General features: G+C 73.4%; 20 protein-coding genes. 12 read left to right on the top strand and 8 right to left on the bottom strand.

Features of this window, described 5'->3' with window-relative positions:
- Nucleotides 1-45: 45 nt before the first annotated feature.
- The 3 genes from AB0M03_RS26370 to AB0M03_RS26360 all read right to left on the bottom strand — a co-directional run bounded on the left by AB0M03_RS26370 (nucleotide 46) and on the right by AB0M03_RS26360 (nucleotide 3069).
- Nucleotides 46-978 carry a 5'-3' exonuclease gene (locus AB0M03_RS26370; RefSeq protein WP_363495071.1) on the bottom strand — a complete coding sequence of 311 codons (933 nt, stop codon included), beginning with the start codon at nucleotides 976-978 and terminating at the stop codon, nucleotides 46-48.
- 60 nt (nucleotides 979-1038) lie between these two features.
- Nucleotides 1039-2091, bottom strand: a complete 1053-nt coding sequence (locus AB0M03_RS26365; RefSeq protein WP_363495070.1) for a cation diffusion facilitator family transporter — start codon at nucleotides 2089-2091, stop codon at nucleotides 1039-1041.
- A gap of 249 nt (nucleotides 2092-2340) precedes the next feature.
- The gene (locus AB0M03_RS26360) at nucleotides 2341-3069 is read right to left on the bottom strand and encodes a gamma-glutamyl-gamma-aminobutyrate hydrolase family protein (RefSeq protein ID WP_363494976.1); all 729 of its coding nucleotides are present in this window, start codon (nucleotides 3067-3069) and stop codon (nucleotides 2341-2343) included.
- 138 nt (nucleotides 3070-3207) lie between these two features.
- On the opposite strand from AB0M03_RS26360, the gene AB0M03_RS26355 reads away from it, so the two are divergent.
- Complete coding sequence (locus AB0M03_RS26355) at nucleotides 3208-3870, top strand: SDR family oxidoreductase (protein ID WP_363494974.1); 663 nt, start codon at nucleotides 3208-3210, stop codon at nucleotides 3868-3870.
- Between the two features lie 73 nt (nucleotides 3871-3943).
- The gene (locus AB0M03_RS26350; protein WP_363494972.1) at nucleotides 3944-4981 is read left to right on the top strand and encodes a DUF2510 domain-containing protein; all 1038 of its coding nucleotides are present in this window, start codon (nucleotides 3944-3946) and stop codon (nucleotides 4979-4981) included.
- A gap of 31 nt (nucleotides 4982-5012) precedes the next feature.
- On the opposite strand, the gene AB0M03_RS26345 is transcribed toward AB0M03_RS26350, so the two are convergent.
- On the bottom strand, nucleotides 5013-6233 hold the full coding sequence (locus tag AB0M03_RS26345; protein WP_363494971.1) for an amino acid deaminase/aldolase: 1221 nt from the start codon (nucleotides 6231-6233) through the stop codon (nucleotides 5013-5015).
- 23 nt (nucleotides 6234-6256) lie between these two features.
- Nucleotides 6257-6658 (bottom strand): hypothetical protein, encoded by a 402-nt coding sequence (locus AB0M03_RS26340; RefSeq protein WP_363494969.1) that lies wholly within the window; start codon nucleotides 6656-6658, stop codon nucleotides 6257-6259.
- Nucleotides 6659-6991: 333 nt separating this feature from the next.
- Between AB0M03_RS26340 and AB0M03_RS26335 the strand changes: the two genes are divergently transcribed.
- Nucleotides 6992-7735 (top strand): SseB family protein, encoded by a 744-nt coding sequence (locus AB0M03_RS26335; protein WP_363494967.1) that lies wholly within the window; start codon nucleotides 6992-6994, stop codon nucleotides 7733-7735.
- Nucleotides 7736-7848: 113 nt separating this feature from the next.
- Here AB0M03_RS26335 and AB0M03_RS26330 read toward each other — a convergent pair whose 3' ends face one another.
- Nucleotides 7849-8217: a DUF1844 domain-containing protein gene (locus tag AB0M03_RS26330; protein ID WP_363494966.1), complete on the bottom strand. Its 369-nt coding sequence runs from the start codon at nucleotides 8215-8217 to the stop codon at nucleotides 7849-7851.
- 443 nt (nucleotides 8218-8660) lie between these two features.
- On the opposite strand from AB0M03_RS26330, the gene infC reads away from it, so the two are divergent.
- The 9 genes from infC (at nucleotide 8661) to AB0M03_RS26285 (ending at nucleotide 18169) form a co-directional block, all read left to right on the top strand.
- The gene (gene infC, locus AB0M03_RS26325) at nucleotides 8661-9338 is read left to right on the top strand and encodes a translation initiation factor IF-3 (protein WP_363495069.1); all 678 of its coding nucleotides are present in this window, start codon (nucleotides 8661-8663) and stop codon (nucleotides 9336-9338) included.
- A 130-nt stretch (nucleotides 9339-9468) separates the two neighbouring features.
- Entirely contained in the window at nucleotides 9469-9663 is a 195-nt protein-coding gene (gene rpmI / locus AB0M03_RS26320) for a 50S ribosomal protein L35 (RefSeq protein ID WP_263102510.1), read from the top strand.
- Between the two features lie 103 nt (nucleotides 9664-9766).
- Nucleotides 9767-10153 carry a 50S ribosomal protein L20 gene (gene rplT, locus AB0M03_RS26315; protein WP_363494964.1) on the top strand — a complete coding sequence of 129 codons (387 nt, stop codon included), beginning with the start codon at nucleotides 9767-9769 and terminating at the stop codon, nucleotides 10151-10153.
- Nucleotides 10154-10303: 150 nt separating this feature from the next.
- The gene (locus tag AB0M03_RS26310; protein ID WP_363494962.1) at nucleotides 10304-11179 is read left to right on the top strand and encodes an RNA methyltransferase; all 876 of its coding nucleotides are present in this window, start codon (nucleotides 10304-10306) and stop codon (nucleotides 11177-11179) included.
- A gap of 47 nt (nucleotides 11180-11226) precedes the next feature.
- Nucleotides 11227-12330: an ATP-binding protein gene (locus AB0M03_RS26305; protein ID WP_363494960.1), complete on the top strand. Its 1104-nt coding sequence runs from the start codon at nucleotides 11227-11229 to the stop codon at nucleotides 12328-12330.
- Between the two features lie 223 nt (nucleotides 12331-12553).
- The gene (gene pheS / locus AB0M03_RS26300; RefSeq protein WP_363494959.1) at nucleotides 12554-13675 is read left to right on the top strand and encodes a phenylalanine--tRNA ligase subunit alpha; all 1122 of its coding nucleotides are present in this window, start codon (nucleotides 12554-12556) and stop codon (nucleotides 13673-13675) included.
- Nucleotides 13675-16188 carry a phenylalanine--tRNA ligase subunit beta gene (gene pheT / locus AB0M03_RS26295; protein WP_363494957.1) on the top strand — a complete coding sequence of 838 codons (2514 nt, stop codon included), beginning with the start codon at nucleotides 13675-13677 and terminating at the stop codon, nucleotides 16186-16188. Before pheS ends, pheT begins: the two co-directional genes overlap by 1 nt.
- 263 nt (nucleotides 16189-16451) lie before the next feature.
- Complete coding sequence (locus AB0M03_RS26290) at nucleotides 16452-17330, top strand: chitosanase (protein WP_363494955.1); 879 nt, start codon at nucleotides 16452-16454, stop codon at nucleotides 17328-17330.
- Between the two features lie 104 nt (nucleotides 17331-17434).
- Complete coding sequence (locus AB0M03_RS26285; RefSeq protein ID WP_363494953.1) at nucleotides 17435-18169, top strand: hypothetical protein; 735 nt, start codon at nucleotides 17435-17437, stop codon at nucleotides 18167-18169.
- A gap of 422 nt (nucleotides 18170-18591) precedes the next feature.
- Here AB0M03_RS26285 and AB0M03_RS26280 read toward each other — a convergent pair whose 3' ends face one another.
- Both AB0M03_RS26280 and AB0M03_RS26275 read right to left on the bottom strand, forming a co-directional pair.
- On the bottom strand, nucleotides 18592-19053 hold the full coding sequence (locus tag AB0M03_RS26280; RefSeq protein ID WP_363494951.1) for a hypothetical protein: 462 nt from the start codon (nucleotides 19051-19053) through the stop codon (nucleotides 18592-18594).
- 101 nt (nucleotides 19054-19154) lie between these two features.
- Nucleotides 19155-19394 carry a hypothetical protein gene (locus AB0M03_RS26275; RefSeq protein WP_363494949.1) on the bottom strand — a complete coding sequence of 80 codons (240 nt, stop codon included), beginning with the start codon at nucleotides 19392-19394 and terminating at the stop codon, nucleotides 19155-19157.
- Nucleotides 19395-19534: the final 140 nt, after the last annotated feature.

Here is a 19534-nt window from a genome sequence, read left to right as displayed (position 1 = left end):
GCGCGCAGCTCCCCGCGCCCCTCAGCGCTGCCCCCTGCGTCGTGCTCAGGAGCCGGCGAGGGCGGTGAGGATGCGGTCGAGGGAGCTGCCGAGGCCCCAGCGGTCGGCGAGGGATTCCAGGGCCATCGGGTCCAGGGGCTCGGCGGGCAGGGCGGGGTCGAAAGCGGGCAGCGGGATGTCGGTGGCGACCCGGACGACGGTGGGGGCGACGTCCAGGTAGGCGGCGCCCTCCAGGAGGTTCTTCCGGCGGGCGGGGGTGAGCTCGGAGGACGGGTCGGCGGCTGCGGCGCGCACCCCGGCGAGGTCGCCGTAGGTCTGGATCAGCTGGGCGGCGGTCTTCTCGCCGATCCCCTTGACCCCGGGCAGCCCGTCGCTGGTGTCGCCGCGCAGGGCGGCCATGTCCGCGTACGAGGCCCCGCCGACGCCGTACTTCTCCAGCAGGTGGGCGTTGTCGACGCGTTCGGCCGAGCCGACGCCCTTGACCGGGTAGAGCACGGTGATGCCGCGGGCGTCGTCGACGAGCTGGAAGAGGTCGCGGTCGCCGGTGACGATCTCGACCGGTCCTGCGGCGCGGGTGGTGAGGGTGCCGATGACGTCGTCGGCCTCGTAGCCGGGGACGCCGACCCGGGCGATGCCCAGGGCGTCGAGGACCTGCTCGATCACCGGCACCTGCGGGGAGAGCGTGTCGGGGATCTCCTCCTCGCCCTCGACGGCCGGCTCGGCGGCGAGGCGGTGGGTCTTGTAGGTGGGGATCAGGTCGACCCGCCACTGCGGCCGCCAGTCGGCGTCCATGCAGGCGACCAGCTGGTCGGGGCGGTGGTCCTGGACGAGCCGGGCGATGAAGTCGAGCAGCCCGCGGACGGCGTTCACCGGTTCGCCGGCGGGGGACTTCAGGGACTCCGGCACGCCGAAGTAGGCACGGAAGTAGAGGCTCGCCGTGTCGAGCAGCATCAGGCGCGGTGCGGTCACCCCTCGCATCATGCCGTACCGGTGTGTCGGTGTCGGTCCGCTGCCGCCGGTGGACCCCCTGTCGGGGCGTCAGTGCGGGTGCGGGCCGCTGCGGTGCACCGGGCCGTGGGCGTCCGCGCAGTGCTCGTCGCCGGCGGCCGCGGCCGTGGTCGACGTGCGGGTGATCTGCAGCAGCTCCTGCGGCCCCTCCTCGCCGAGGTGGTCGACCTGGAGGGTGGCGTGCGTGATGCCGTACTCCTCGCGGACCTGGCGCTGGAGTTCGCGGCGGACGGCGTGGCAGTCGCCGCCGGGGGCGACCAGGATGTGCGCGGAGAGCGCCGGCTCGCCGGAGGTGATCTCCCAGATGTGCAGGTCGTGGATCTCCTCGACGAGCGGCACGGCGACCAGCCGGTCGGCGACGGTGTCCGGGTCGATGCCGGCCGGGGCGGCCTCCAGGAAGATCCGTGCGGAGTCCCGGACGAGCCCGGCGCCGGCCCTCAGCATCAGCGCCACCACCACCAGCGAGGCGATCGCGTCCGCCTCGACGAAGCCGGTGAGCATCACCACCGCGCCCGCGATCGCGGTCGCGATGAAGGCGTACAGGTCGGTCACCACGTGCTGGAAGGCGCCCTCGACGTTCAGCGAGCTGCGGTTGGCCCGCGACATGCACCAGGTGGCCGCCAGGTTGACGACGATGCCGACCAGCGCGGTGACCAGCACCAGCGAACCTTCCACCTCGGGCGGGTCGATCAGCCGGGTCACCGCCTCGTACGCGAGCCAGGCGGAGAGCACCAGCAGGGTGACGCCGTTGGCCTGCGCGGAGAGGATCTCGGCCCGCTTCAGCCCGTAGGTGTAGCCGCCGCGGGCCGGGCGGGCCGCCAGCCGCATGGCGACCAGCGCGAGGGCGATCGACGCCGCGTCGGTCAGCATGTGCGCCGCGTCCGAGATCAGGGCCAGCGAACTCGCCGCCAGGCCGACCACGACCTCGCCCGCCATGAAGACGGTGATCAGTACCAGCGCGGAGACCAGCCAGCGCCGGTCGGCGTCGGCGGCCACCCCGTGGCCGTGTCCGTGGCCGTGGCCGCCCTTCTGCGCGCCGTGGTCGTGGTCGTGGCGGTCGTGCTCGTGGTGGTGCCCGGCCATCGGAGTCCTCTCGTGCACGCCTTGCCCGTACGGGCGAGGGCCGCCCGCATCCGAAGTGAACCCCAGATCCGACGAAGATCCAAAGGCTGCACTGGTGACCGTTGTCGTTGCCGCCCGCCGCCCGTTCCCCGGACGGGGCAAGGTCCGTGCGGCGGGGCGGGACGGCAGGCGGGGCAGAACGGCGGGGCGGGGCCGGACCGGTGTGCTCGCCGGCCTCCCGGCGGACCGACCGGGAGGCCGGCGGACCGTTCAGGCAGTGATCGCGGCCTGCGCCCGGACGGCGGCGGCCGTCCGCACCAGCGCGGTCATCAGCCGCAGGTCGTCGCCCTGTTCCGGGTGCCACTGGACGCCGAGGGTGAACCCGGCGCCCTCGATCGCCTCGACCGTGCCGTCCTCGGCCCAGGCGGAGACCGACAGGCCCTCGCCGAGCCGGTCCACGGCCTGGTGGTGGTAGGTCGGCACGTCCACCGACGCGTCCGGCAGCAGCTCGCCGAGCAGGGTGCCCGGCACCGGCTGCACCGGGTGGCGCCCGTAGGTGCCGGGCGCGCCCACGTGGCCGTGGTGGCCGACCACGTCCGGCAGGTGCTGCAGCAGGGTGCCGCCGCAGACCACGTTGAGCAGCTGCATGCCGCGGCAGATGCCGAGCACCGGCAGCTCGGCGGCGAGGGCGGCCCGCAGCAGGGCGGACTCCCAGACGTCGCGCTCCGGCTCGCCGCCGTCGGTCATCGGGTGCCGCGGTGCGCCGTAGCGGGCCGGGTCGATGTCGGCGCCGCCGGCGATCACCAGGGCGTCGATCCGGGCGACCGCGTCGGCGGCGTGCTCCGCCGCGTCCGGGGGCAGCAGGACGGCGAGCCCGCCGGCGGCCTGGACGACGGAGGGGTAGCGCTCGGCCAGCAGGACCGTGCGGATGCTGTCCCAGCGGCCCCAGGCCGCGTCCAGGACGGAGGTGCTGATGCCGATGACAGGCCGAGGAGTCATGGCGGGCATTCTGCCTCCTCAACTGCCGTGATGGGGCGATCGGGGGGTGCGGCACGCGCCACACCGCCGCCGCGGCCGCTACGACGTACGGTAACCGTGTTGGTTCGGAGCGTGCACGGCGGGCGTCGGAGGTGGCGGATGGCGGGGACGGAACCGGGGGCGGTGCCGCGGCGGCTGGCCGGGCGGGTGGCGGTGGTGTCGGGCGTCAGCGGCTTCGCGGGCGAGCCGGGGGCGGCGGTCGCCCGGCGGCTGGCCGCCGAGGGCGCCCGGGTGGTCTGCGCGGACGCCGACGAACGGGCGGGCCAGGCCGTCGCCCGTTCGGTGGGCGGCCTGTTCGTGCACACCGACCCGCTGGACGAGTACATGGTGGAGGCGCTGTTCGACGAGGCGTACGAGACGCTGGGCGGCGTGGACGTGGTGTTCAACGGCCCGTCCGGCGCCCCGCCCGCCGACGGCCCGGTGCTGGAGACCCCGCCGGACGCCTGGCGGGCCGTCCAGGACACCCGGCTCACCGCGGTCTTCCTCGGGTGCCGCGCCGCCCTGCCGTACCTGCGGCGGCACGGCCACGGCTCGGTGGTGAACCTGGCCGGCCCGGCCGTGGAGGGCGGCATCGCCGCGACCGTGGCGGCCGCCGGGGTCGCCGCCCTCACCCGGGAGCTCGCCGACCGGTTCGGGCCCGAGGGCATCCGGTTCAACGCCCTGGGCGGCGCCGACGCGGAACGCCTCGCCGCCACCACCGCCTGGCTGGCGAGCGACGACGCGGCGGGGGTGAACGGCAGTCTGATCCGATTCTCACCGTAATCTCATCGGGAATCGGACGTTTCGGCCCTCCTGCTGATATGGCGCTTATCCGCCCGCCCTTAGATTCGATGGCGTGAGCGAGCAGATTCCCGCCGGGTGGTACCCGGACCCGAAGGACACCACCAGCGACCCCCGCCCCGAGCGCTACTGGGACGGCAAGGGCTGGACGGCCACCACCCGCCCGGCGCCCGGCGCCGAGACCCCGGCGGACGTCGCCGGGTCCACGACCCCCGCCGGTGAGCCCGGTGAGCCCGGTGAGCCGACCGTGATCGAGGGACGCGTCCTGGAGGACGGCCCGACCGTCCGCTACCCCGAACTGCCGCCGGTCACCGACGCCACCCCGGCGAAGACCCGCCGCCGGCCCTCGCGCCCCGTCGTGGTCGCCGCCACCGTGGCGGCCCTGGCCGGCCTCGTGGTCGGCTCCGGGATCACCTACCTCGCGATGGACGACCGCGGCGACCGGGCCTCCGCCCGCCCGTTCGACGGGCGCTACCGCCTCGGCGGCCCGGGCAGCGACGCCTTCGGCGGCTCCGGCGACGGCCTCCCGCTCCCGGGCGAGGGTCAGGGCGGCGGCCAGGGCAACGGCGGCGGCCAGGGCCGCGGGGGCCGGAACGGCACCCCCCCGATCGACCTGCTCAACGGCATCCGCCTGCCGGTCCCGTCCGGGTGGGAGGGCAGCATGACCGGTGACGGCCACGCCATGCTCACCATCGGCTCGTACACCTGCCCCAACGGCAAGGACGGCTGCTCGCTCGGCGGTGTCGTCACCGACAGCATCGAGGGCACGGACGCCAAGAAGGCCGCCCTCGAGGACATCGCGGCGGCCGCCAAGGAGGCCTACGGCGACGTGAAGTCCCACGAGGAGCTGAAGTCCGAGGCGGTCACCGTCGCCGGCCGCAGCGGCTGGCTGGTGCGCTGGAAGGTCGACGCCCCGCAGGGCAACGACGGCTACGTGCAGACGGTGGTCTTCCCCGGCGCGAAGCAGGGCACGCTGGCCGCCGTCCACCTCGGCTTCGACATCGCCGACAAGGCCCCCGACCTCGCCCAGATGGACACCATCGTCAAGGGCATCAAGGCCTTCCAGGGCCGCGGCCCCGCCGGCGGCAGCTGACCGACGGCCGGGCCGGCGAGGGGCGCACCGATCAGAGGAAGGTGCGCCCCTCGCCGCGGTACGTCGGCACCGTCTCCACCACCCGGTCGCCCTCGACCAGGTGCAGCTCCGCGAAGCGCTCGCACAGCTCGCCGGCCTTGGCGTGCCGGAACCACACCCGGTCGCCGATCAGCAGGTCGTCCGCGGCGGCGCCGAGCAGCGGCGTCTGCACCTCGCCGGCGCCCTCCTGCGGGTCGTAGCGCAGGCCGGCCGGCAGGTGCGGCACGGGGGAGCGGTCCGTCCCGGCCGGGCCGGAGGCCGGATAGCCGCCGCCCAGCACCGTCACCACGCCCACGCCAGGGCGCCGCACCACCGGCTGCGCGAACAGCGCCGCCGGCTTCCCCCGGAACGACGAGTAGTTGTCGAACAGCCGCGGCTGGTACAGCCCGGAACCGGCCGCCACCTCGGTGACCGCGTCCTCGGCGACCGTCGACTCGACGCTGCCGGTGCCGCCGCCGTTGACGAACTCCAGGTCCGCCACCTGCCGCAGCCGCCGCACCACCGCGGCCCGCCGCTCCGCCAGCTCCGCCCGCGCCTTCGCCTGCATCAGCCGCACCAGCTGCGAACGCACCGGCCGCCCCGCCACCCGGTCGCCCACGCCCGCGATGTGGCCCTCGTACGCCATCAGCCCGACCACCCTGAAGCCCGGCCGGTTCTGCACCAGCTCGCCGAAGGCCGCCAGGGCCTCCGGGGTGCGCAGCGGCGAGCGCCGGGCGCCGAACCGGACCCGCCCACCGAACAGCTCCAGCGAGGTGTCCAGCTCCAGGCAGACCCGCACCGTCTCCGGCCCCTCGCGGGCGATGTCGATCAGGTCGAGCTGCGCCGGGTCGTCCAGCAGCACGGTGATCGCCTCGGCGAGCTTCGGGTCGTCGGTCAGCTCGCCGAACGCGGCCCGGTCGGCGGACGGGTAGGCGAGCACGATGTCGGTGAAACCCTGCCGGGCCAGCCAGACCGACTCGGCCAGGGTGAAACTCATGATCCCGGAGAAGCCGTCGGTCGCCAGCACCCGCTGCAGCAGGGCCCGGCAGCGCACCGACTTGCTGGCCACCCGGATCGGCTTGCCGGCCGCCCGGCGCACCAGGTCCGCCGCATTGGCGTCGAAGGCCTCCAGGTCGACGATCGCCAGCGGGGCGTCGAGGTGCGCGGTGGCCCGGTCGTAACGGGCGCGGTCGGAGACCGTGCCGGGCGCGGCGGGGGCGAGGTCGGTGGCCATGGCGGCAGCGTCCCACACGGCGGCTACCGCTGGGTAGAGGCGGGCGTGCCCGACGCCGCAGCGGCCGTGGCGGGGGCTGCGGACGAGGCCGCGGGGGAGGCTTCCGGGGACGCCGAGGCGAGGCTGTCGGCGGCGCCGGCCGCGACCGACTCCACCAGGGCGATCCCCTCCTCCTCGGTGCCCGAGCCGTCGGTGAGCACCGCCACCAGCAGCTCCCGCCCCTCGTGGACGACCCGGCCGATGCTGTTCACCACCCAGGCCCCCTCCGCCGTCCGCGGCAGCCAGCCGTTCTTCGGCGCCACCGCGTGGTCGTCGTCCGCCGCCGACACGCCCCAGCGCTGGTCCGCCGCGATCAGCCCCATCAGCTTCCGCAGGTAGGCGCGGGAGGCGTCGTTCAGCACACCGCCCCCGTCCTCGGCGAACACCAGCTGCAGCAGCCGCAGCTGGTCCTCGGCCGTGGTCGTCGTCAGACCCCAGTAGCCGTCGGTGCCCGCCGTCGTCGCCGTGAGGCCGCCGCCACCGGTAGCGTGCGGCTGCCCGCCGACCGGGTGTGGTGCAGCCGGGCGCCGGCCGCGGTCAGGGCGAGCACGAGCACCACGGCAGCACGCCGGATCCGGCGCCGGCGCCTGCGGGCGGCCCTGCGGGCCCGTCGGGCCGAGGTCATGGCGGTGATCCTGCGGCCGGCGCATTGGGCTCAGGTGAGTCCGGGGTGAGCACCTTCTGAGAAGCCGGACATATGGAAGGCATACTCTCGACGGGTGGAGCGCAAGAACATTCCGAACCCCGGATTCGCCGACGACGACGGCACCGCCGACCCCCGCCTCACCCGCGCCCTGGACGCCTGGGCCGAGGACGGCGCACGGGAGCCCGAACTGCTGGAGGCCCTCACCCCGAGCCGGCTGATGGTCCCGATCGTCGCCATCCTCGGCGAGGTCGAGACCGACGCCAACGGGCTGAAGCACGAGAAGACCAGCGACATGGCCGTCCCGGTGATCGAGGCCGCGGACGGGCGGCGCGCGCTTCCCGCCTTCACCTCGCTGGAGACCATGGCCCGCTGGCGGGCCGACGCCCGGCCGGCACCCGTCGCCGCACCGCAGGCCGCCATGGTCGCCTACTCGGAACGGGCCGACACCCTGCTCGTGGACCCTGCCGGGCCCGTCACCTACCAGCTCACCGGCGCCCGGTTGCGGGCCGTCGCCGAGAACCGCCGCTACGTCCGGCCGGTCGCCGACCCGGACGTCCACGCCGCCCTGCGGGGGCTGCTCGCGGCCGAACCCGTGGTGGCCCGCGGCTACCTCCGGCCGGACAGCGAGGCCGACGCGGTGCTCGCGCTGGTGCCCGCGGACGGTGCAGGTGAGGAGGAGCTGCGCAGTGCCGTCGACCGGCTGGTCGCGGGGCTCGCCGCCGACGCCACCCTCCGCGTCCGCCTCGACCGCGGCCTCCAGCTCGCCCTGCTCCGCACCGGCCTCCCGGAAGAGCCGTTCTACACCGCGGGCGAGTAGGTGGGGCGAACCACGAGGGGCGCGGGGAACTGCGCGAGACGGAAGGCCGGGCCCGGCCCTTCCGCACCGCGCAGTTCCCCGCGCCCCTCAGCGGTCTCCCGCAGGGCTGCCCGTCAGGAGTAGACGGGGCCGGTGAACTTCTCGCCGGGGCCGGCGCCGGGGGCGTCCGGGACGACGGAGGCCTCGCGGAAGGCGAGCTGGAGCGAGCGCAGGCCGTCCCGGAGGGGCGCCGCGTGGAAGTTGGAGATCTCCGGTGCGCCGGCGGTCACCAGGCCGGCCAGGGCGGTGATGAGCTTGCGGGCCTCGTCCAGGTCCTTGTCGGCCTCGCCGCCCTCGGCGAGCCCGCACTTGACGGCCGCCGCGCTCATGAGGTGGACGGCGACGGTGGTGATCACCTCGACGGCCGGGACCTCGGCGATGTCGCGGGTCAGGTCGTCGAAGCCGACCGTCGGGTCGTCGTGCTCGTGGGGCTGGCTGGTCAAGGTGACTCACTCCGTCTGGCCGGTGGGCTTACATCAGGAGCGTACAAGGCCGGGTCGGCGGGGCCGGAATACCGGTGGCTGCGGAAACGCTGCTATGCTTCGAGACTGACCGGCCAGGAGTCCGTACGGACACCCGGCCAGCAAGTGGAGGCTCCACCCAGGAGGCCCGAGAGGGCAACCGCGACAGTCTCCCACCTGATCGGCCCACGGGTCGACGGGTCCGGTCCGCGACGGGCACCGCGAGGTGCGCGATCGCCAGTGGCGTCCCGCCGAGGGCGCCCCGGTTGTGTGGAGCCCCGCCTGTACCGTGCGGGGCTTTTTTCGTGCGTTCGGTGCCTCTTCGGGCAGCGGAGCATGAATGAAGCCCCGCCCAGTGGTCGAAACCACGACGTGCGACCGCCGCCCGACGGCCGCACTGAAGAAGGTGCAACCGAGGAGGCCCCATCAGCACCGAGCCCCGCATCAACGACCGGATTCGCGTCCCCGAGGTGCGACTCGTCGGTCCCAGCGGCGAGCAGGTCGGCATTGTCCCGCTTGCCAAGGCGCTGGAGCTTGCCCAGGAGTACGACCTCGACCTGGTCGAGGTCGCGGCGACCGCACGGCCGCCGGTCTGCAAGCTCATGGACTACGGCAAGTTCAAGTACGAGTCGGCGATGAAGGCCCGTGAGGCGCGCAAGAACCAGGCGCACACGGTCATCAAGGAGATGAAGCTCCGGCCGAAGATCGACCCGCACGACTATGACACCAAGAAGGGTCACGTCGTCCGGTTCCTCAAGCAGGGCGACAAGGTCAAGATCACGATCATGTTCCGCGGCCGCGAGCAGTCCCGCCCCGAGCTGGGCTTCCGACTGCTGCAGCGCCTCGCGGAGGACGTCCAGGACCTGGGCTTCGTGGAGTCCTCGGCCAAGCAGGACGGCCGAAACATGATCATGGTTCTCGGCCCGCACAAGAAGAAGACCGAGGCAATGGCCGAGGCGCGTGCCCTCGCGGACGCCCGCAAGGCCGAGCGCCTGGGCCGCACCCCCGGTGCCGCCCCGGAGGCCGAGGAGGCTGTCGAGGCCGTCGAGGCCGCGCCCGCCGCCGAGGTCGAGCAGCCGGTCGACACCGAGCAGGAGAGCTGAGCCGAAAGGCCCGGCCCCCGTTCGGACGGCCACAGCGGCCGGGGCTCCCGCCCCGGCCAGGAGATGAATCCACTCCCGGCCCGCACAGCAATGTGCGGGCCGGGGCGGACCGACGAGGAGATACGGCGACATGCCGAAGCAGAAGACGCACAGCGGCGCCAGCAAGCGCTTCAAGATCACTGGCTCCGGGAAGGTGCTGCGCGAGCGTGCCGGCCGTCGCCACCTGTTGGAGCACAAGCCCTCGACGCTGACCCGCAAGCTGGCCGGCAACGCCGAGATGGCCCCCGCCGACGCCAAGAAGATCAAGAAGCTTCTCGGCAAGTGATCGCCCACCCGCGGCCCCGCCGCGGGACGAGCTGATCCTTCCCGACCCAATCGATTGACGGACCGCCCGGAGCCATCCGCGGTCCAACCCAAGGAGTAATCAAGTGGCACGCGTCAAGCGGGCAGTCAACGCCCACAAGAAGCGCCGGGTCATCCTCGAGCGGGCCAGCGGTTACCGCGGCCAGCGCTCCCGCCTGTACCGCAAGGCCAAGGAGCAGGTCACCCACTCGCTCGTCTACAACTTCAACGACCGCAAGAAGCGCAAGGGCGACTTCCGTCAGCTGTGGATCCAGCGCATCAACGCTGCGGCCCGTGCCAACGGCATCACCTACAACCGCTTCGTGCAGGGTCTGAAGGCCGCGGGCGTCGAGATCGACCGCAAGATGCTCGCCGACCTGGCCGTCAACGACGCCGCCGCGTTCGCCGCGCTCGTCGAGGTCGCCAAGAAGGCGCTGCCGGAGGACGTCAACGCCCCCAAGGCCGCCGCCTGATCCAGGCGAAGCCTCAGTAGTTGAGCTCTTCGGGCCCGCAGGTACACACCGCCTGCGGGCCCGATGCGCATTCCAGGCCGCGGCCGCCCCCCGCCGGGCGCCGCAGGGTACGCCTCCCGGAGGCCCCGCCTCCTCGACAGAAGACAGAGCATGCAGAGCACCGACACCCCCCTGCTCACCTCCCTGCGCTCGCCGCGCGTCGTCGCCGCCCGCCGGCTGGCCAAGCGGAACCAGCGCAGCAAGGAGCGCCGCTTCCTCGCCGAGGGCCCGCAGGCCGTCCGGGAGGCCGTGGCGTACGGGCGGCTGCCGGGGTCGTCCGAGCACGCGGTGGTGGAGGTCTACCTCACCCCGCAGGCGCTGGAGCGGCACGCCGACATCGCGGACGCCGCCCGCGCGGCCGGGCTGCCGCTGCTCACCGCCACCGAGGAAGTGATCGCGGAGATCTGCGACACCGTCACCCCGCAGGGCATCGTGGCGCTGTGCCGGTTCATCGACACCCCCTTCGAGGAGGTGCTCAAGGCCCGCCCCCGGCTGGTCGCGGTGCTCGCCCACGTCCGTGACCCCGGCAACGCCGGCACCGTGCTGCGCACCGCCGATGCGGCCGGCGCCGACGCGGTCGTCCTCACCGACGCCTCGGTGGACCTCTACAACCCGAAGGCCGTCCGGGCCTCCGTGGGCAGCCTCTTCCACCTGCCGTTCGCCACCGGTGTGCCGGTCGCCGAGGCGGTCGCCCGGCTGCGCGAGACCGGCGTGCGGGTGCTGGCCGCGGACGGCGCAGGCGAGCGCGACCTCGACCAGGAGCTCGACGAGGGCACCCTCGGCGCGCCCGGCGCATGGGTCTTCGGCAACGAGGCCTGGGGTCTGCCGGAGGAGACCCGCGCACTGGCGGACGAGGTGGTGCGCGTGCCGATCCACGGTCACGCCGAGAGCCTCAATCTGGCCACGGCCGCCGCCGTCTGCCTCTATGCCTCCGCCCGGGCCCAGCGCTCGCCCGGAGGGTGTCGCACACAGCCGCAGGGGCGCTAGGGTCGGCCTCGGCGGGGAGCACGGTGGTGGGTCAGGGGAGGACGCCCATGGTCGGCAGCGGGACGGAGCTGAACCCCGACGAGCTGCCCGACGGCCTGGTCGTCGCGGACGCCGGCGGCCGCGTGGTCTGCTTCAACCGGGCCGCGGCCCGGCTCACCGGGCGGCGCCCGGCGGCGGTGCTCGGCACCGCCCTCGAGGACGCCCTGCCGCTGGAGGACCTGGACGGCCGCCGCTGGTGGAAGCTGACCGACCCGTACGGCGGGCTGGCGATCCGCAGCGGGCAGCCCGAGCGCAACCTGCTGCTGCCCGGCGGCTGCGAGGTGCTGGTCTCCGCCCGGTACGTCCGGGAGCGGCCCGGCGGCCCGGTGCAGCGGGTGGTGGTGGCGCTGCGCGGCACCGAGGCGAGGCGCCGCACCGAGCGCAGCCACGCCGAGCTGATCGCCACCGTGGCGCACGAGCTGCGCTCCCCGCTGACCAGCGTCAAGGGCTTCACGGCGACCCTGCTGGCGAAGTGGGAGCGGTTCAACGACGGGCAGAAGCGGGTGATGCTGGAGACCGTCGACGCCGATGCGGACCGGGTCACCCGCCTGATCGCCGAGCTGCTGGACATCTCCCGGATCGACGCCGGCCGGCTGGAGGTCCGCAAGCAGGTCGTCGACCTGGCGGCGGCCGTCCGCCGGCACGTGGACGGCAAGGTGGCCTCCGGCATCCCGGCCGAGCGCTTCGACATCAGGATCGCGGACGGGCTCCGCCAGCAGTGGGGCGACCCGGACAAGATCGACCAGGTGCTGGGCAACCTGCTGGAAAATGCGGTGCGGCACGGGGAGGGGACTGTCACCATCGAGGTGGCCCCCGCCGTGGAGATCGTCGAGGCGGCCGGCTGGGAGCATCCGGGCACCCCGCCGAGGATGCTGGAAGGGACAGCGGTCACCGTGAGCGACGAAGGCAGCGGCATCCCCGAGGAGTCCATGCCGCGCGTCTTCACCCGCTTCTGGCGCGGCTCCAAGCGCGGCGGCACCGGTCTCGGCCTCTACATCGTCAAGGGCATCGTGGAGGCCCACGGCGGCGTCATCCGGATCAGCCGCGCCCCCTCGGGCGGCGCGCGGTTCCGATTTATCCTGCCCGCGGGCGTGCCGGACTTCATGCTGTAGGTCCGGGCCGGCGGGCTCCCCGCGCGCACGACCACGGACGGCGAAACGGCCGTCGGCGTGCTGCGACTACACTCGACCTTTGGCGTTGTGGGACGCCCTGCGCGGCCGTGCCGCGGACACCCCTCCCGGTACCGGGCCAGGGGCTGCCCGTGTTCCGGCCACGCCGGGCGTAGCGCAAGGGCGAGCCATCCACTTCACGAGCAGGAGCACGGGAAAGATAGAGATGTCGGCACCCAACAAGTCGTACGACCCGGTCGAGGTCGAGGCCCTCAAGCCCGAGGTGGTGGAGCAGGCCCGGGACGAGGCGATCGCCGCGTTCGCCGCCGCCGCCGACCTCGACGCGCTGAAGCAGGCCAAGGTCGCCCACACCGGCGACCGTTCGCCGCTCGCCCTCGCCAACCGGGAGATCGGCGCCCTGCCGCCGCACGCCAAGGCCTCGGCGGGCAAGCTGATCGGTCAGGCCCGCGGCGCGGTCAACCAGGCGCTGGCCCGCCGCCAGGCGGAGCTCGAGGCGGAGCGCGACGCGCGCGTGCTGGTCGAGGAGGCGGTGGACGTCACCCTGCCGTACGACCGCGCACCGCGCGGCGCCCGGCACCCGCTGACCACCATGGCCGAGCGCATCGAGGACACCTTCGTGGCCATGGGCTACGAGGTCGCCTCCGGCCCCGAGGTCGAGGCGGAGTGGCTCAACTTCGACGCCCTCAACCTGCACCCGGACCACCCGGCCCGCTCCATGCAGGACACCTTCTTCGTGCAGGCCCCGGACGGCTCCGCCGACTCCGGCGTCGTGCTGCGCACCCAGACCTCCCCGGTGCAGATCCGCACCATGCTGGACCGGCAGCCGCCGCTGTACGCGGTGAGCCCCGGCCGGGTGTACCGCACCGACGAGCTGGACGCCACGCACACCCCGGTCTTCCGCCAGGTCGAGGGCCTCGCGGTGGACGAGGGCATCACCTTCGCCGACCTCAAGGGCACCATCGAGGTGCTGGTCGAGAAGCTGATCGGCGGCCACCTCGAACTGCGCTGGCGCCCCTCGTACTTCCCGTTCACCGAGCCGAGCGCCGAGGTGGACCTGCAGTGCTTCGTGTGCCGCGGTGAGAGCGTCGGCAACCCCGACCGCCCCTGCCGCACCTGCTCCTCCGAGGGCTGGATCGAGCTCGGCGGCTGCGGCGTCGTCAACCCGCGGGTGCTGGTCGCCGCCGGCGTCGACCCCAACCGCTACAGCGGGTTCGCCTTCGGCCTGGGCCTGGAGCGAATCCTGATGAACCGCCACAACGTCGCCGACATGCGCGACATGGTCGAGGGTGACGTCCGCTTCACCCTCCCGTTCGGGATGGAGATCTGATGCGCGTCCCGCTTTCCTGGCTGCGCGAGTACGTCGACCTTCCGGCCGGCGAGACCGGCCGCGACGTGGCGGCCCGGCTCGTCCGCGCCGGCCTGGAGGTCGAGACCGTCGAGCAGCTCGGCGCCGACCTCAAGGGCCCGCTGGTGGTCGGCGAGGTGCTCTCCATCGAGGAGCTGTCCGGCTTCAAGAAGCCGATCCGGCACTGCTTCGTGAACGTCGGCGACGCCAACGGCACCGGCGAGCCGCAGGAGATCGTCTGCGGCGCCACCAACTTCAACGTCGGCGACAAGGTCGTCGTCGTGCTGCCGGGCGCCGTGCTGCCCGGCCCGTTCCCGATCGCCGCGCGGCAGACCTACGGCCACACCTCGGCCGGCATGATCTGCTCCGCCCGCGAGCTCGGCATGGGCGACGACCACAACGGCATCCTGGTGCTGGAGTCGCACCTGGAGCCCGGCACCGACGCGATCGAGCTGCTCCAGCTCGTCGACGAGGTGCTGGACATCGCCGTCACCCCGGACCGCGGCTACTGCCTGTCGCTGCGCGGTGTGGCCCGCGAGGCCGCCGCCGCGTACGGGCTGCCGCTGGCCGACCCGGCGCTGCTCGACGTGCCCCCGGCCAACGCCTTCGGCTACCCGGTCAAGGTCGCCGACCCGGCCGGCTGCGACCGCTTCGTCGCCCGCACCGTCACCGGCGTCGACCCGGCCGCGAAGTCCCCGATCTGGCTGGAGCGCCGCCTGCAGAAGGCCGGCATCCGCCCGGTCTCGCTGACCGTCGACATCACCAACTACGTGATGCTCGAGGTCGGCCAGCCGCTGCACGCCTACGACCGGAACCGCGTCCGGGGCACGATCCTCGTCCGCCGCGCGGAGGAGGGCGAGACCCTCACCACGCTGGACGGCGTGAAGCGCAAGCTCTCCGCCGAGGACCTGCTGATCTGCGACGACTCCGGCCCGATCGGCCTGGCCGGCGTCATGGGCGGTGCCACCACCGAGATCATCGACCCGGTGCTCGACCCGGAGACCGGCGAGGTCACCGGCTCCACCGAGGTCGTCATCGAGGCCGCGCACTTCGACCCGATCAGCGTCGCCCGCACCGCGAAGCGCCACAAGCTGCCCTCCGAGGCGTCCAAGCGCTTCGAGCGCGGCGTCGACCCGGAGGCCGCCCGTGCCGCCGCGCAGCGCGCCGTCGACCTGCTGGTGCTGATCGCCGGCGGCACCGCCGAGGCCGGTGTCACCGACATCGCCGCGCCGCGCCCGGTGCGCACCATCGCGATCGGGGCGGACCTGCCCGACCGCGTCGCCGGCACCGAGTACGGCCGCGAGACCGTCACCCGCCGCCTGCAGGAGATCGGCTGCGCCGTCGTCGGTGCCGACGTCCTCGAGGTCACCCCGCCGTCCTGGCGGCCCGACCTCACCGACCCGTACGACCTCGCGGAGGAGGTCATCCGGCTCGAGGGCTACGACAACGTGCCCGCCCGGATGCCCAACGTCCCGCCGGGCCGCGGCCTGACCGAGGCGCAGCGCTTCCACCGCCGGATGGGCATCGCCCTGGCCGGCGCCGGCTACGTCGAGATCAACGCCTACCCGTTCATCGGCGAGGCCGCGTTCGACGCGCTCGGCCTGGAGAAGGACGACCGGCGCCGCCGCACCGTCAAGCTGGTCAACCCGCTCAACGACGAGGAGCCGGCGCTGCGCACCACGCTGCTGCCGGGCCTGCTGGGCGCGCTGCGCCGCAACGTCGGCCGCGGCAACACCGACCTGGCGCTGTTCGAGACCGGCACGGTCTTCCTGCCGAAGGACGAGCTCAAGGTCGCGCCGCGGCTGTCGGTGGAGCGCCGGCCGACCGAGGAGGAGCTCGCCGAGCTGAACGCGGCCCTGCCGGACCAGCCGCGCCGGGTCGCGGTCGCCCTCGCGGGCGAGCGGAAGCCCTCCGGCTGGTGGGGCAAGGGCGTGCCGGCCGGCTGGGCGGACGCCGTCGAGGCGGCCCGCACGGTCGCCCGTGCGGCCAACCTGGAGCTGACCGTCCGCCAGGCGCAGCGCGCGCCGTGGCACCCCGGCCGCTGCGCCGAGCTGCTGGTGGACGGCCGGGTGGTCGGCCACGCCGGCGAGCTGCACCCGCGGGTGGTCAAGGCGCTGCACCTGCCGGAGCGCACCTGCGCGATGGAGCTCGACCTGGACGAGCTGCTCGCCGACGGCGTGCAGAAGGTGAGCGGTCCGGCCGTCTCCACCTACCCGGTGGCGACCCAGGACGTGGCGCTGATCGTCGGCACCGGGGTGCCGGCCGCCGAGGTGGAGGCCGCGCTGCGCGAGGGCGCGGGCGAGCTGCTGGAGTCCGTCCGGCTGTTCGACGTCTTCACCGGTGAGCAGGCGGGCGAGGGCAAGAAGTCGCTGGCGTACAGCCTGCGCTTCCGGGCCGCGGACCGCACGCTGACCGCGGACGAGGCCTCGGCCGCCCGCGAGTCGGCGGTGGCGGCGGCGGCTGCGCGCACCGGGGCGGTGCTGCGCGGCGCGTGATGCGCATCGGCCCGACGGGCCCCGTTCCGGACCACGCGTCCGGGGCGGGGCCCGTCGGCGTTTCTGCCCATGATCGCCAGACGCCTTGCGGGCAGCGCGAGTTGACGAACGTTAGGTGGGCCTTAAGGCGGCGTGCAGGTTGGTCGGACCCTCTTGCGGGTTCAATGCCATGGCCGCTTCAATCCTTGTTAGGAAAGTTTCCTAACCGGAGCGCCCCGGGCATTCCCGTGCCTGCGCGCGAGTCGAGCTGACGGAGCCGTCACATGCCTGCACAGCCCCGCACCGCCCGCACCAACCTCCGTACCCACCGGGCCGGCCGCCGCACCGGCAGGACCGCCCTCGCGGTCCTGCTCGCCGCCGTCCCGCTGACCGTCGCCAGCGTGGCCGTCAGTGCCGGCGGCGCCGACGCGTCCGTCGTCCGTGCCGCCGGCGTCGGCCTGGACGACGCGCACAAGAAGGACATCGCCATGCAGATCGTCTCCAGCGCGGAGAACTCCTCGCTGGACTGGAAGTCCCAGTACAAGTACATCGAGGACATCGGCGACGGCCGCGGCTACACCGCCGGCATCATCGGCTTCTGCTCCGGCACCGGCGACATGCTGGAGCTGGTCGAGCACTACACCGACCTCAAGCCCGGCAACGTCCTCGCCAAGTACCTGCCGGCCCTGCGGAAGGTCAACGGCACCGACTCGCACAGCGGCCTCGGCAACGCCTTCACCAGGGACTGGGCGACCGCCGCCAAGGACGGCGTCTTCCAGAAGGCCCAGAACGACGAGCGCGACCGGGTCTACTTCAACCCCTCCGTGCAGCAGGCCAAGGCCGACGGTCTGCGCGCGCTCGGCCAGTTCGTCTACTACGACGCCATCGTGATGCACGGCCCCGGCAGCAGCTCGGACAGCTTCGGCGGCATCCGCAAGGCGGCCATGAAGAAGGCCAAGACCCCCGCCCAGGGCGGCGACGAGGCGGCCTACCTCAACGCCTTCATGGACGCCCGCAAGGTCGTCATGAAGAAGGAGGAGGCGCACGCCGACACCAGCCGGGTCGACACCGCGCAGAAGGTCTGGGTCAAGGACCGCAACTTCGACCTCAACACCCCGCTGAAGTGGAAGGTCTACGGCGACAGCTACCAGATCAACAGCTGACGCCGCGCCGGGCCCGGGGACGGTGCCCCGACCCCCGTCCCCGGGCCGCGGCCCGCCCGGAAAATCGCACGACAGTCCGGACCGGCCGCTGTTAGCCTCCGGGCGTGGCGAAACTCAACCAGATCATCGCGGTCGAAAAGGGCGTCAAGTCCAAGTCCTTCCAGGAGCTGACGGCGGCCCACCACGGCCTGCAGAAGCCCGCCCTGCTCGCCGGGATCTCCCGCACCTACCAGCCCAAGGACGAGGAGGGCGAGCAACTGCCGCCGGAGTCCACCCGGGTGCAGGTGCGCGCCGAGGACATCCTGCGCGACACCGCAGCCTCGCTCACCCGGCTGTTCGACGTGACCGCCACCAAGGACCACGCCAACTGCACCGCCCGTGCGGACGTCGTGGTCGACGGCCGGCCGCTGCTCACCGACGTGCCGGTCACCTACCTGCTCTTCCTCGAGAAGCAGCTCACCGACCTCTACACCTTCGTCCGCAAGCTGCCCGTGCTGGACGCCTCCGAGTCCTGGGCGCCGGACGCCTCCACCGACGCGTGGAAGACGGAGCCCGTCCGCACCATCCGGACGAAGAAGGTGCCGCGCAACCACGTGAAGGCGGAGGCCACCGAGAAGCACCCGGCCCAGGTCGAGGTGTACTACGAGGACGTCGCGGTCGGGTACTGGACGACCGTCAAGTTCTCCGGTGCGCTGCCGGCCCGGCGGGTCAACGAGCTCGTCCAGCGGGTCGAGAAGCTGCAGCAGGCCGTGCAGTTCGCCCGCGAGGAGGCCAACGCCACCGAGGTCGTCGACCGGAAGACCGGCGATGCCGTCTTCGGCTACCTGTTCGGCCAGTAACGGGCCGGACCCACGATCCCCCTCTTTGAGCGGAGGGGTGCGCGAATCAGCGCAGAAGCTGACACTGAAAGTGAAGCTGACACAGGGGTGACAGTGGAGGTTCGACTCCTCCCCCCGGCACCACCGCGCCGGGGTGGCCCAACGGCAGAGGCAGCCCCCTGAAACTCAGACTCTCGCTCAAGTCTCAGCATTCGCCGCCGAGCGCCGGATCGAACGGGTGCGGACGGAAAGCCTCGGATGGGGGTTCAAGTCCCCTCTGTGCCTCTCTCGTGGCACGGTAGTTCAAAGGCAGAACACGAGGCTCTGAGAATGATCCGCAGCCTTAAACGTGCCGGCGCGCGCAATTGGGTGGCACCGCAGGGGCCCGGGAGCTGGATACCGCTCCCGGGCCCCGTCACGTCCGCTGCGACACGCCTACGGCGTCACGGGCAGAGCGCCGCCTTGACGATCACCGCGACCATCTGGCCCTGCTGCTCGTTCAGGCTCGCCCCGGCGGCACCGAAGTACCCCACGGTGTTCTTCGCCACGGTGGCGTCGTCCTTGCCGGCCTTGATGTCCGCACAGGTCTGCTGCGCGGCGGCGACGGTCTTCTGGTTGTCCTGCGCCAGCTTGGGGTCGATCTGCTTCAGGCCGGCCACCATGGCCAGCTCCTTGGCCAACTGCTCGGTGTTCGGGGTGCCGGCGGCCTTGGTCGGCGCGGTGGACGGCGCCGAGGTGCCCGCCGGGGCGGAGCTGCCCGCGGTCGCGGGGGTGCTAGAGGCCGGCGCCGCCACGGTGGCGGAGGACTTCGCCGGCTCGGCGGTGCCGCCGCCGTCGCTGCTGCACGCGGTGAGGGACAGGGCGGCAGCAGCGGTGAGGGTGGTGACGATCATTCGAGTTCGCATGTCATCACCGTGTCAGAGCGACCACCGGATGCCGAGGGCTGTGACCATGCTGTGACGGCGCTGTGCCACGGAGGTGGCGCATCCCCGCCGGCCGGCGGGGGTCACCCGAGGGGGTCGCTCGACGGGGGCGCCTCGTACTCGCCCATGCCCACCCGGACGAGGTCGCCGGCCCGGCACAGCTCCATCAGATCGCGTCGGATGATGTGCGGCTCCGGCGAGGTGTCGTACTCCGCCTCGGCGCGCCGCCAGTCCCAGCGGCCGCCCTCCTGCCGGATGGCGGCCAGCAGGCGCTGGCGGCGGGCGGTGACGAGGACCCCGCGCGCGACGCTGATCCCGTTCAACTGGGCTACCCCTGTGGTGTGCTGCTTCGGGTGCTGGGAGGTGGTGGGGCCGCGGCGCCCGCCCGCGGCGGGCGGGGCGGGGGGGGGGCCCCCGCGCCGCGCCGCCGGGAGGTCGAGGGCACAGAGGTTATACAGACACA

It is taken from the genome of Kitasatospora sp. NPDC051914, assembly GCF_040680995.1.
Classification (GTDB): domain Bacteria; phylum Actinomycetota; class Actinomycetes; order Streptomycetales; family Streptomycetaceae; genus Kitasatospora.
The sequence above is the reverse complement of the archived record's forward strand: the minus strand, read 5'-3'. Positions and strand labels throughout refer to the sequence as shown.